Here is a 12,329-nt window from a genome sequence, read left to right as displayed (position 1 = left end):
ATGTTGTTCGCAACACCACCAACCGCATGAGAGGAATAATACAAGGTCGGATTAGTGCGGTGAAGCCGCGCGTAATCCGACGCTATTGTTGGCTTTGGCAATAGCTGTGGTGATGTCGGATTACGCTCCGCTAATCCGACGCCGACCTGCCGGGGCACACTGCTGTGCCTTATAGCCAGTAATTCATGAAGCGCGCCGCCCATTCCTTCATGCGGTCGGAGATGGGCCGCGTTTCCCATTTTGCTTTGGTGATTTCTTCCGAGTCGCGCAAGTCTTCCTGGAAGGCGTTTTCCATCTCCCGGCCGAAGCTGTCGCCCAGCACGATCACGTTCAGTTCGCTGTTGTGCAGGAAGCTGCGCATGTCGATGTTGGTCGAGCCCACGGTCGACCAGGCGCCGTCGATGACGGCTGTCTTGGCGTGCAGCACGGCCAGTTTCAAGTGAAAAGTGCGGATGCCGCCGGCCAGCAGCTGGTCGTACAGCGCGTGTCCCGCATGGAACACGAGGCCGCTGTCGGACACGCCGGGCAGCACCACGGTCACATCCACGCCCCGCTTCGCGGCCGCGATCAGGGCGTTGACCGTCTGCTGGTCGGGCACGAAATAGGCGGACGTGATGTGGATGGTTTTTTTTGCTTCCTGGATGGCCAGGATGTACGCCTTGTAGATCTCGAAGCCGCCGTCCGGCTCGCTGGCCACCACGCGCACCAGCTTGTCGCCTACTTCCGACAGGGGCGGGAAATAATTCGCGTCCGGCAAGTCGGCCTGGTCTTGCTGGGCCCAGGTGCGGATGAACAGCCACTGGAAGGCGGCCACGGCCGGGCCTTCCACTTTCACGTGGGTATCGCGCCAGCCCACGTCCTTCTTGTCGGTGGATTTCGATTTCGAGCGGAACAGCGAGCTTTTTGCATAGGTATCGCTGATATTGATGCCGCCCGTAAACGCCATTTTTCCGTCGACGATCAGCACCTTGCGGTGGTCGCGGTTGTTGATCTTCCAGTCGTCGCCCTTGAGCTTGGCCGGATTGACGGGGTTGAAGGCCACCAGGTGCACGCCGGCCGCGCGCATGCGCTCAAAGAATGCCTGTGGCACGCCCAAGGTGCCCACGCTGTCGTAGATGACGTTGACCGTCACGCCCGCTTGCTGTTTTTCGATGAGCATGTCGGCAAATTTCAGGCCCAGCGGATCCTGGTCGAAGATATACGTTTCCAGGTTGATGCTGTTCTTCGCTTCGCTGATGGCCCGGAACATGGCGGCCATGGTTTGCGGGCCGTCAAACAGCAGGGTCACCTTGTTGCCCTTGATCAAAGGCACGCCCGTCGCCGCCTCTTCCAGCGCCGCCTGGGTATGCAAGTCCATGCCGGACTTGGCCCAGCGCTTGTTGAGCAAGGCGGCGCGGCTGTTGACGTTCAGCAAGGCTCCCTTGCCCGTGATCACATTTGGCTTGGCCACCGGTTCGAGGGTGGTGTTGAGGTTCTTGACATCGGGCAGCGAGGCGCATGCAGCCAGGGTCCAGCACAGCAAGAGGGCGGTGAGGCAGGATTGCATGCGCCTGGTGGTCATTTTTGAGCCTTGGTCGTGGGTGACAGGTTTGCCGAGTCATCGGCCAGTGCCAGTGGCGGCGGGTTTTTCGAGCCGAAGAAGAAGACGATGGGCGAGCGCAGGAAACGCTTGCCCAGAATCTTCAACAATTGCATGCCGTGCTTGAAGTGGACCTGGCGCGAACGCAGGGCTACCCACAGGGCCAGGCCGAAGCTGACCAGCAGGTTGGCCGTGCCGATGGCGAAGATGCCCGACAGCGACTTGACGGCCAGTTGCCAGCTCATGTTGTGGTCGAGGCCCACCAGGGCGGTGGCGAAGTTGGCCGCCGAGAAGGTGATGTGGCGGATATCGATAGGCAGGCCGATCAGGAACCCAAGGGTGCCGATGGAGCCCAGCAGGATACCGAAATAGAAGTTACCCATCAGACCACCGAGGTTGTTTTCCAGGTACATGCCCAGCCGTTGCAAGCGTTCCTGGCCGATGATGCGGCCCAGGCTGCGCAGTTGCGCGATGCGCTGCGCCCAGCGCGTGTACAGGGCCTGGTTGTCATAGTAGCCGGAAATCAGGCCGGCGACGAACAGGCACACGCCGGCGATCATGGCGTAGAAGATGGCGGGGCTGCCGATGGGGTCGATATCGTGCAGCAAATGCATGGCCTTTTCGGGCGTCACCAGGTTGTGCCCGGTAATCGCCTTGTAGCCCAGGGCGATCAGCCAGGCTGTGGGGATGGCCGTCGCCAGGTTGCCCAGCACGGCCATGTTTTGCGTGCGGAAGACCTTGTTGATCAGTTCCGCCATGCTGTCGAGGTCGATATTCCGGCCATCCTTGCTGTGCAGGCCGGCCGCGATGCGCGAGGCCGTCATGGCCGGCTGCTTGGTGGCGACTGTGAAGTGCAGCAAGTGGATGAACATGAAGCCGATCGAGTAATTCATGCTGAACATGAAGGCTTCGACCAGCGGCGCCGAGCGCAGGTACGACATCAGTATCTTGAACAGGCCCATGAAGCCGATGATCACGCCCGCACCGGCGGACGAGAGGAACATGGCGCCCATTTCGCGGCGGTTTTCCGCGATGTAATGCTCGCCCGTGCGGCTGGCGTTTTCCGTCACATTGCGCGCCAGCAAGTTGATATTGTCGGAAAACAGGTCGCTGACCTTGTACTTGTGGTTGTGCGCGCGTATCAGTTCCAGCGCCAGCGCGACGGCGCCAGCGCGGCGGCGGCTGACGGGCTGCGGGTGCAGCAAGTCTTGCGTGGCGTCCACCGTGATGGCGGCGATATCCACGTTGGCGGAGCTGGGCAGCTCACCGCTCGTGTCGACCAGGAACAGCAGCTTGCGCAGGCGGTCGATGCTTTGCGCCAGCGCCACCAATAAATACGTGAGGGGAATGCTGGTGCCCTGGTACAGCGCCTTCTTGCGGATCTTGGCGATGACGGCGTCGCACTGGTCCAGCATCACCAGCAAATGGCGCGCATCTTCGATGTGCTCGATGTTGCCTTGCAATAAATTCGCGTAGGCGTCCAGGTAGGCGTTCACTTCCGTGTTCTGCACCATGAACGGCGACTGGAACACTTCGATCTCATTGTGGAAACGCGTCAGTTCCGGCTCCAGGCCCATGGCGCAGACGCGGTAGGACAGGGTGCGGATGGCGTCGAGTATGCCGGGCAGCATGATATTGCCGTCGCCGACGGCCAGTTCGATGTCGTCGCTGGTGAGTACGTCGAACAGTTCCAGCCAGTCCGTGGCGGGCACGTTGCTGATCCACAAATAATCAGTTTTCAGGTACAGCACCTGGTCGAGCGCGTCATTCAGATATTCGTCGCCGAGGGCGGGCGGCAGCATGCGGTAGGCGATGCGGCGTTTCAATTCCGTGAAAAAACCGCTGTTCGACAGTACGCCGATGTCGGTGTACAGGCTGGCGTGGCGGCGCGCGGCCAGCACGCGCAGCACGTATTCGTGCAGGGCGCGCGCTTGCGCGGGGTTACCTTTGAGAAGCTGGCGCAGGGTGCGCACGTTGGCAATCGCGGTAGCGCTGTCGTGGCAGCGCTTGGGACGCAGTGAGTTGAATAATTCCACCAGCAAGTCGATATTGCTGGAGTTGGGGTCAATGCGTTCGAGGATAGCTAGCATGCAGAAAAAACGGGCGAGCCGCTGTCGGTAAAACCAGTAGTGTACCGCCTGCGTCAAATCGCGCAACGTTCGCCACCGAACACTGCTTTGCGGCAGGGCCTGCTTTTAGCGCCATCTTGCCACAATCATGCTCCCGCTTGCGTGTTGTCAGTGCGCGACTCGTTTCCCGGGACTAAGCTGAAGTTTCTGTTGTACAACGCACGGATGGCTGGACAAATAGCGAGGATAAGGTAACACTGAGATCAGACACACAGCGCATGCCCTGATCAATACCGGGAAGTTTCACCCACGTCACCGAGATATTTATCATGCAGACCTCGTATTTTGCGCTTGCTGTGATAGGGATGGGGCCATGGGTGCTCTTTGCACCAGCCCAGGCTGCCGATGGCGCAGGCAGTGCCGCATCCAGCAACGTTGCCGTGTACGGCGTGCTCGACGCGGGCATCGTTGCCGAACGCGGCTGTGCCGCCAATTGCGCCGGCAGCAAGGCGTCCGGCGGCGTCGCGTCCGGTTCACGCCTGGGCGTGCAGGGCCGCGAGGCGCTGGGCAATGATGTCACGGCCGTATTTACCCTGGAAGCGGGCATCCACAACGACACGGGCCAGTCGGAAGAGGGCCGCTTGTTCGGCCGCCAGGCCTACGTGGGCCTCGACAGCCGCCTGGGCGTGCTGACCCTGGGACGCCAGTACAACCTGCAATACCTGGCGCTCACCGACGTGGCCGACCCGTTCAAGGGCGGCATGGCCGGCAGCGCCGGCAACCTGGCCGGCTACAGCGTGAAACGCTACGACAATACCGTCAAATACGTGACGCCCGCCTTGCGCGGCGTGACCGCCAGCGCCATCTACAGCTTTGGCGAGTCGCCATACAGCAACGCCAACAACCGCGCGTATGGCGCCACCCTCGGCTATTCGGCCGGCGCCGTGAATGTCAGCGTGTCGCACCAGCGCAAGAATAACCTCATCCTCGCTTCCGGTACCTTGCCCGCCATCGACATGTCTGCCCGCAACACCCTGATCGCGGCGAATATCGACCTGAAAGTGGCCACGGCCTTTGCCGCCATCGGCATCAACAAGGGCTATGGCAGTTCGCCGTGGGACCCGAACAATGCCTACAGCTCGCTGGCCCTGTCGATGTCGTCCTCGGACAGCCGCGACACCTTGCTGGGCGTGTCCGTGCCCGTGGGCGGCTTCAAGCTGCTGGCGTCATGGGTGCGCAAGGATGACCGCGACCCGGCCAACCGCGACGCCACCCAGGTGGCCGTCGGCCTCACGTATTCCCTGTCAAGGCGCAGCGATTTCTACGCGTCCTACGCGAAGATCCGCAACAGCAACGGCGCCCGCTACACGGTGGGCAATGCCAGCGACGCGGGGCGTGGCGACGCCGCTTTCAATATAGGCTTCCGTCACGGCTTCTGAATTGCCGTCGTGGCAGGGGCTGGGCAGCTTGCCCCCAGCCACTTGCCATTGCTCGTCACGTTCACCTGCTCCGGCGTGCCGCGCGCGCTGGTCGTCACGGCCAGCTGCATGCTGAACGCCTGGTCGCCCGTAAACATTACTTTGCCTTCGCCGCTCGATTTCGGATTCGCGCAGCTAAATGACACCTGCATGCCGCCCGCGATGTCTCTGTTTTTTGATTTGCAATCGCCGGGCTGGCCCGTGGGAATCTGCTTGCGCGCCGCCATGTCCGGCGTCACGCATGCCGTCACGCGCACGGCGCCATCGGCCCCCACGGTGGGCATGGCCATGCCGCGGCTGGCAGCCATGCTTTCCAGCTGCTTGCGTTGATCGGGAGGAAGGTTGCCCAGTTGCTGCAACACCATGGACATGGCGTTGTCGGTGGCGGCGTCGGGCGACGCCATCTTGCTGTCGACTTGCCACAGGCCCGGCTTGATGCTGGCGGACGGCGCGGCGGCTTGGGCGCCGGCCTGCGCGCCGAGGGCGGCGCAGGCCAGTAAACTCAGGCGTAGCAAAGAGTGGTTCATGTTGGCGTCTCCAAAAAGGGCAGACCCCAGCATACGGCATGGCAAGCGGGGCACGCTTGCCATTGTGTTACAAACTGTGATCGGGCTCGATGCGGCGCACGTCCACGCAGGCGATGCGGCGCTCGTCCGCCTCGACGATTTCATAGCGCAAGCCGTCGAGTTCCAGCACTTCGCCCACGGCCGGCATGTTTTCGAAATGCGCCAGCAGGAAGCCGGCCAGCGAGTTGTATTCGCCATCTTCGCTGACCAGGGTTTCCGTCTCGAACACTTGCTCCAGATAATGCAGGTCCGTCGCGCCATCGATGCGCCAGTGGCCGGGACCCAGCACTTCCACGTCCGGTTGCTCGTCCTCGTCGGGGAATTCGCCGGCGATGGCTTCCAGGATGTCGATCGGCGTGAGCACGCCTTGCACCGTGCCGAACTCGTCGACCACCAGCACCAGCTGGCCGCGCGAGCGCTTCAGGGTTTCCATGGCCTTCAGCACGCCGGCCGCTTCCGGCACGACGACGGCTTCGCGCATGCTGGCCGGGTCGATCTTGCCATGCGACACGAGGTCTTCGATGAGATCCTTGCTGCGCGCGATGCCGAGCACATTGTCGAGGTCATCATTGCAGACAGGAATCATGCTGTGCGGCGTGTCGCGCAGCAGTTGCAGCATCTTCTCGCTGCTGTCGTTCAGGTTCACCCACGAGACGTCGCCGCGCGGCGTCATCACGGAGCGGATCGAGCGTTCGGCCAGGGTCAGCACGCCGCTGACCATGTTGCGCTCTTCCACGCCGAAGGCGGAGACATCGGGCATTTCCTTGACTTCGTGCTCTTCCACGGCTTCGCGGCCCTTGCGCCCGCCCAGCAGGCTCAGCACGGCTTGCGCCGTGCGGTCGCGCAGCGGGGCGTTCGACTGCAGCTTGAGGAAGTTGCGGCGCGCCAGCTGATTGAAGAATTCGATGACGATCGAGAAACCGATGGCGGCGTACAAATACCCTTTCGGAATGTGGAAGCCCAGGCCTTCGGCCACCAGCGACAGGCCGATCATCAGCAGGAAGCTCAGGCAAAGCACCACGACGGTGGGGTGGGCGTTGACGAAGCGCGTCAGCACCTTCGAGGCGAGCATCATGACGACGATGGAAATGACGACGGCCGCCATCATCACGTACAGGTTTTCCACCATGCCGACTGCCGTGATGACGGCGTCGAGCGAAAAGACGGCGTCGAGCACGACGATCTGCGCCACCACGAGGCCGAAGCCGGCGTAGACTTTCGGGCCCGTCTGGGCGTGCGTGATGCCTTCGAGGCGCTCGTGCAGCTCGCTGGTCGCCTTGAACAGCAGGAACAGGCCACCGAAGAGCAGGATCAGGTCGCGCCCGGAAAACGAGAATGTCCATATGGAAAACAATGGCGTGGTCAGAGTGACCAGCCAGGAAATCAGCGAGAGCAGGCCCAGGCGCATGACGAGGGCCAGGGTCAGGCCCAGCACGCGCGCCTTGTCGCGCTGGTGCGGCGGCAGCTTTTCCGCCAGGATGGCGATGAAAATCAGGTTGTCGATACCCAGTACGATTTCCAGTACGACCAGCGTCAGCAGGCCGACCCAGATTGTCGGGTCAAATAACCATTCCATGTGTGTAACCTTGTAAAGTCAATCAATATAAAGCGTGCCCGGCGGCGGATTGCCCCGGGCTTGAATACGATGCGTGCTGCGGTGTCAGTGGCGGACGCGCGGCGGCCGGGTGGCCAGCCGCACGTCCGCTTCGGCAAGTGCGCCCGGTCCCGCTTGCCAAATGATGGCGCAAAACGGCGCCGCCTGGCGCGAGCTCGGGTACAGCGTGATGGGATCGTTGTCGCATTCTTCGCTATCGCAGCTGTCGCCAGGCAGGCCCGCATGGACGCTGGCGTCGGCAGAATCGATGCAGAAGGCGGGCGTGGCGGCAGAGCCGGCCGCGATTGCATGCTGGAATGGGGAAGGGCTGGCGTAGGCCATGCTGGCGAACGCCTGGGGTAACGCGATGAAAACAAAAAGGCAGAGCAGGACGAGAGCTCGTCTCATATACAGGCAGATAGTTCTGGAACCACGAAGTATAACACGGGCAGATAAGTGCCCGATGACAGCACTTGCGCAAGTGACAAGCATGACGTAAATTGTGTGGGCAATGATTTCCCTGGGCGGCGAAGACGCAGCGCGGGTCCATGGCAATTCTTGCGTTCGTATTCCATTGCGCCCGCTTTTGCGCGTGTCTAATAACGTAGTGTTACCAGGACTCTGCCTTGAAACCCATTACCGCCCTCCTGCTTGCCGCCGGCATCCTCTCGCCATCGTTCGTCCTTGCCGCCACCCCGGTGGAAGCGGCGCCGACCCAGAAAGCCGGCAAGGCTGCGCCCAACCGCGCCGCCGTCAAAGTCACGTCCGTCGAAGGCATCACCGAATACCGGCTGGCCAATGGCTTGCGCGTGCTGCTGTTCCCCGATGCCAGCAAGCCGACCCTGACCACCAACATCGTCTACCTGGTCGGCTCGCGCCATGAAAACTATGGCGAAACGGGCATGGCCCACTTGCTCGAGCACTTGCTGTTCAAGCCCAGCGCCAATTTCGGCATCAAGAAGGGCACCAAGACCCCCGTCGAGATACTGAACTCGACGGGCGCTGATTTCAACGGCACCACCTGGTACGACCGCACCAATTACTACGCCACCTTCCCCGCCAACGACGATAACCTGCGCCAGATGCTGGCCATGGAAGCGGACCGCATGGTCAACGCCGCCATCGACCAGAGCGATCTGTGGAACCCGAAGACGCAGAAGGGCGAAATGACGGTCGTGCGCAACGAATTCGAGATGGGCGAGAGCGATCCGATCGGCGTGACGAGCGAACGCATCCAGGCCATCGCCTACGACTGGCACAACTATGGCAAGTCGACCATCGGCGCCCGTTCCGACATCGAGCAGGTGAATATTCCCCGCTTGCGCGCGTTTTACCATAAATATTATCAGCCAGATAACGCCGTGCTGATGGTGGCGGGCCGCTTCGACGAAACCAAGGTCTTGCAGCAGATCAATGCGCTGTTCGGCAAGATTCCGAAACCCACGCGCGTGATCGAACCGACCTACACGGCCGAACCCGTGCAGGATGGCGAGCGCGCCGTGACGGTGCGCCGCAGCGGCGGCACGCAGTTCGTCGGCGCCGGCTACCACGTGGCGCCGTCCGGCAACCCGGACGCCGTCGCCATCGAGGTGCTGGGCCACGTGCTGACGGATGCGCCGGCCGGCCGCCTGCACAAGGCGCTGGTGGAAACCAAGCTGGCCAGCAAGATCGAATACAACTCGGTGAGCAACCTGGAGCCGGGCTATAACCTGTTCGGCGCGCTGGTGCCACTCGATGGCAACCTCGATGCGGCGCAAGCGGCCATGCTGACAGTGCTGGAAGAGCTGAAATCGCAGCCCATCACGGATGCGGAAGTGGCGCGCGTGAAACAGCAGCTGAACAAGCAGGTGGAGCTGATCACCTCGAACACGGCGCGCATGACGATCGCCCTGACGGAATCGCTGGCGGCCGGCGACTGGCGCTTGTTCTTCCTGCAGCGCGACCAGCTCGACAAGCTGACGACGGCGCAGGTGCAGGCGGCGGCCGAGAAATACCTGAAGAGCTCGAACCGCACCCTGGGCCGCTTCATTCCCACCGATGCGCCGAACCGCACCGTCGTGCCGGCTTACGCCGACGTGGCGCCGCAACTGGCCGGCTACACGGGCCGCGCCGTGGTGGCGCAGGGCGAAGCGTTCGATCCCAGCCCCGACAATATCGAGGCGCGCACGCAGCGCTTCACCTTGCCGAATGGCTTGAAGGGCGCCTTGTTGCCGAAGAAAACCAAGGGCAGCACCGTCAGCGTCGTATTGAAATTGCAGATCGGCAGCGAAGAGAACTTGCGCGGCAAGGCGCAAGTGGGCGTCTACACGGCGAATCTGCTGTCGCGCGGCACGGATAAACTGTCGCGCCAGGAAGTGAAGGACAAGTTCGACCAGCTGGGCACGCAAGTGGCGATTACGGGCGGCGCCGAGGGCGTCACCGCCATGCTGATGGGCAAGCGCGAGAACTTGCCGGCCGCCATGGACCTGCTGGCGCAGGTGCTGCAAAAGCCGGCCTTGAACGAAACGGAATTCCTCGAATTGCAGCGCGAGCGCGTCGGCCGCGCGGAGCAGGAGCTGCCTGAACCGCAACCGCTGGCCGTGAACGCATTCCGCCGCCTGCTCGACGCCACGCCGGAAGGCCATGTGCGCCACGTGGCCACCCTGCCGCTTGAGCTGGCGCAATGGAAAGCCATCAAGGTGGCCGATGTGAGAGCATTCCATGGCGCCTACTATGGCGCGTCGAACGCCACCTTTGCCGCCGTGGGCGACTTCGACCCGGCCGCGCTGAAGGCGCAAGTGGCCAGCCTGTACGGCAACTGGAAGGCGCAGCAGCCATATGTGCGCATTCGTGATGCCGTCAAGCCTGTCAGCGGCGAAAAAGTCACGCTGGAAACGCCGGACAAGGCGAATAGCGTGCTGTTCGCCATCCAGCCGATTCCCCTCAAGGATGACGCCGCCAACTATCCCGCCTTGCTGATCGCCAATCACATGCTCGGTGGCGGCGCCTTGCGCAGCCGTCTGGCCGACCGCATCCGCCAGAAGGAAGGCCTGTCGTACGGCGTTGGCTCGCAAGTGAGCATCCCGTCGCGCGAGCCGGCCGGCTACTGGATGGCGTATGCCATCAGCGCGCCGCAAAACACGGTCAAGGTGGAAGCGGCCCTGCGCGAGGAAATCGCCAAGGCGCTGGCCGACGGCTTCACGCAAGAGGAACTGGCCGAGGCGAAGAAAGGCTGGCTGCAATCGCAGGAAGTGGGCCGCACGCAGGACAGCGGCCTGGCGCGCGAACTGGCCGGTTACCTTGCCGAAGACCGTACCATGGCGTACGACAAGGATCTGGAAGCGAAAGTGGCGGCCTTGACCCTGGCGCAAGTCAACCAGAGCCTGCGCGAGTACCTGAAGCCATCGGCCGTTTCGATCGTGACGGCGGGCGACTTCGCCAAGGTGGCGAAAGAGGGCGCAAGCGGCGCCAAGGCAACGACGTCGAAATAAGCTGTTTTGGATGGAAAAAACCCGCTGGCAAGTGACCTTGCCAGCGGGTTTTTTATTGATGCTGTCAACTTAGCGTGGCGCCATTTCGGCGACGTAGATTTCCACGCGGCGATTGCGTGCGCGTCCCGAGGCATCTGCATTCGAGGCGATCGGCTCGCGGGCGCCGCGGCCTTCCGTGACGACGCGGGTCGGCGAGACGCCGCGCATGGCCAGGTAGTCGCGCGTGTGGGCCGCGCGTTCCACCGACAGCGGTTCGTTGATCGAAGCGCTGCCCGTGCTGTCCGTGTGGCCGATGATGCTGACCGTGGTGTTCGGGTTTTCGTTCAGGGTGGCGGCAAAGCGGTCGAGGATGGGGCGGAAGTTGCCCTTGATGTCGGCGCGGTTGGTGTCGAAGGAAATATCGCTTGGAATTTCCATTTTCAGGCGGTTGTCGGCCGTCTGCGTCACTTGCACACCGGTACCCTGTGTGGCTTGTTCCATCGCGCGCTTCTGGTTTTCCATGCGGTTCGACCAGATATTGCCGATGACGGCGCCCGCTGCCGCGCCGATCAGGGCGCCGCCGGCCGTGCGGCCGCTGCTGCCGCCGCCGGTGGTGCCGCCGATCAGGGCGCCCAGGCCCGCGCCGACGCCTGCGCCCGTGGCCGTGCCGCGTTGTGTGGCGGACATATCCGCGCAGCCGCTAGCGGCCAATGCGATCACCAGCATGCCGATCAGGGATTTGGCGCCAGGGCCTTTTTTGAATGTTTCTTTCATGGATTTTCTCCTTGTTTTGTTATTGGGACATACCCAGGACTACCCGTACACGTTACTGCAAAATGGCGCTGCTTGCCAGTGCGCGCACACTGTACGCAAAAGGCGGCAAAAGAGCGGCGCCCGTTTGCACGCGCGCCGCTCTTGTCAGGCCAGGTGAGCGGCCTGGGCTATAAACCGCGCCCGCTGATCAGGCGCAGCAGCACCATGATCACGGCGACCACCAGCAGGATGTGGATGAAGCCGCCAATGGTATAGGAAGTTACCAGGCCCAGCAGCCAAAGAATAATGAGTACGACGGCGATTGTATACAGCATGATATGTCCTCCGAGAGTAATGTGTGGATGACGGCGAATGCCCCGGCCCGGAAGGCGCTGGCGCGTGGCGCCGTCATCGTTTTTTGTCATTGCGCGGCGACCGGGGTCGCTGAACGCTGATGCCATGGCTAAGTGTCTACTTTGTTTTCCTTGCGTTCTGTACGCTGTCGTACACAAGGCTCAACTATCGGGGGCCGTCGGCGTGTTCATCGGCCATGCCCGGCACCCATGCCAGCATGCCGGCCATGCCGACGGCGCCCGCCAGGCAACTGACCATGCCGCCGGTGAGCAGCAGCATGACGCCAAATACGGGGCCGCCCGTTGGCGGCGCCAGATCCAGCGCGCAGAAGCCCAGCGCCGTAGCGAGCAAGCCGCCGCCGATCAAACCCAGCCACATCCTGTTGCTGCCTGCCTTGTCGTTTTCCATCACTGCTCCTTGAGCGGACTACCCGTTGAACTTTCCTTAATGCATCATCTCGCGCTCCTGCAAGCCCATCTGTACGCCA

At 62.4% G+C, this 12,329-nt stretch carries 10 protein-coding genes; 2 read left to right on the top strand and 8 right to left on the bottom strand.

Going from position 1 to position 12,329, the window contains the following annotated elements:
• Positions 1 to 169: 169 nt before the first annotated feature.
• On the bottom strand, positions 170 to 1,561 hold the full coding sequence (gene cls / locus AC54AF_RS11330; protein WP_496636622.1) for a cardiolipin synthase: 1,392 nt from the start codon (positions 1,559 to 1,561) through the stop codon (positions 170 to 172).
• A complete protein-coding gene (locus AC54AF_RS11325; protein ID WP_496636621.1) occupies positions 1,558 to 3,669 on the bottom strand; it encodes a site-specific recombinase in 2,112 nt (703 codons plus the stop codon). The genes cls and AC54AF_RS11325 overlap by 4 nt, the downstream gene beginning before the upstream one ends.
• A gap of 356 nt (positions 3,670 to 4,025) precedes the next feature.
• On the opposite strand from AC54AF_RS11325, the gene AC54AF_RS11320 reads away from it, so the two are divergent.
• Entirely contained in the window at positions 4,026 to 5,087 is a 1,062-nt protein-coding gene (locus tag AC54AF_RS11320; RefSeq protein WP_496636620.1) for a porin, read from the top strand.
• Here the strand turns inward: AC54AF_RS11320 and AC54AF_RS11315 are convergent.
• From AC54AF_RS11315 to AC54AF_RS11305, 3 genes are all read right to left on the bottom strand, one after another.
• Positions 5,075 to 5,653 carry a DUF3617 domain-containing protein gene (locus AC54AF_RS11315; RefSeq protein ID WP_496636619.1) on the bottom strand — a complete coding sequence of 193 codons (579 nt, stop codon included), beginning with the start codon at positions 5,651 to 5,653 and terminating at the stop codon, positions 5,075 to 5,077. The two genes, AC54AF_RS11320 and AC54AF_RS11315, sit on opposite strands and share 13 nt — an antisense overlap.
• 67 nt (positions 5,654 to 5,720) lie before the next feature.
• The gene (locus AC54AF_RS11310) at positions 5,721 to 7,268 is read right to left on the bottom strand and encodes a TerC family protein (RefSeq protein WP_496636618.1); all 1,548 of its coding nucleotides are present in this window, start codon (positions 7,266 to 7,268) and stop codon (positions 5,721 to 5,723) included.
• An 84-nt stretch (positions 7,269 to 7,352) separates the two neighbouring features.
• Positions 7,353 to 7,628, bottom strand: a complete 276-nt coding sequence (locus AC54AF_RS11305) for a hypothetical protein (RefSeq protein ID WP_496636617.1) — start codon at positions 7,626 to 7,628, stop codon at positions 7,353 to 7,355.
• 284 nt (positions 7,629 to 7,912) lie between these two features.
• On the opposite strand from AC54AF_RS11305, the gene AC54AF_RS11300 reads away from it, so the two are divergent.
• Complete coding sequence (locus AC54AF_RS11300; protein ID WP_496636616.1) at positions 7,913 to 10,756, top strand: M16 family metallopeptidase; 2,844 nt, start codon at positions 7,913 to 7,915, stop codon at positions 10,754 to 10,756.
• Positions 10,757 to 10,825: 69 nt separating this feature from the next.
• Here AC54AF_RS11300 and AC54AF_RS11295 read toward each other — a convergent pair whose 3' ends face one another.
• From AC54AF_RS11295 to AC54AF_RS11285, 3 genes are all read right to left on the bottom strand, one after another.
• Positions 10,826 to 11,461 (bottom strand): YiaD family glycine zipper/OmpA-like lipoprotein, encoded by a 636-nt coding sequence (locus tag AC54AF_RS11295; protein ID WP_496636629.1) that lies wholly within the window; start codon positions 11,459 to 11,461, stop codon positions 10,826 to 10,828.
• A gap of 215 nt (positions 11,462 to 11,676) precedes the next feature.
• The gene (locus AC54AF_RS11290) at positions 11,677 to 11,823 is read right to left on the bottom strand and encodes a lmo0937 family membrane protein (RefSeq protein ID WP_010396376.1); all 147 of its coding nucleotides are present in this window, start codon (positions 11,821 to 11,823) and stop codon (positions 11,677 to 11,679) included.
• A gap of 184 nt (positions 11,824 to 12,007) precedes the next feature.
• A complete protein-coding gene (locus AC54AF_RS11285) occupies positions 12,008 to 12,250 on the bottom strand; it encodes a hypothetical protein (RefSeq protein WP_496636615.1) in 243 nt (80 codons plus the stop codon).
• Between the last annotated feature and the right edge of the window lie 79 nt (positions 12,251 to 12,329).

Source organism: Janthinobacterium sp. JF4, from assembly GCF_059617925.1.
Note: the sequence above shows the minus strand (reverse complement) of the source record. Positions and strands in the feature narration are given on the sequence as shown.

Coding starts and splice junctions, on each gene's coding strand:
- cls (WP_496636622.1), bottom strand. CDS start 1,561: ATGACCACCAGGCGCATGCAATCCTGCCTCACCGCCCTCTTGCTGTGC.
- AC54AF_RS11325 (WP_496636621.1), bottom strand. CDS start 3,669: ATGCTAGCTATCCTCGAACGCATTGACCCCAACTCCAGCAATATCGAC.
- AC54AF_RS11315 (WP_496636619.1), bottom strand. CDS start 5,653: ATGAACCACTCTTTGCTACGCCTGAGTTTACTGGCCTGCGCCGCCCTC.
- AC54AF_RS11310 (WP_496636618.1), bottom strand. CDS start 7,268: ATGGAATGGTTATTTGACCCGACAATCTGGGTCGGCCTGCTGACGCTG.
- AC54AF_RS11305 (WP_496636617.1), bottom strand. CDS start 7,628: ATGGCCTACGCCAGCCCTTCCCCATTCCAGCATGCAATCGCGGCCGGC.
- AC54AF_RS11295 (WP_496636629.1), bottom strand. CDS start 11,461: ATGCTGGTGATCGCATTGGCCGCTAGCGGCTGCGCGGATATGTCCGCC.
- AC54AF_RS11290 (WP_010396376.1), bottom strand. CDS start 11,823: ATGCTGTATACAATCGCCGTCGTACTCATTATTCTTTGGCTGCTGGGC.
- AC54AF_RS11285 (WP_496636615.1), bottom strand. CDS start 12,250: ATGGAAAACGACAAGGCAGGCAGCAACAGGATGTGGCTGGGTTTGATC.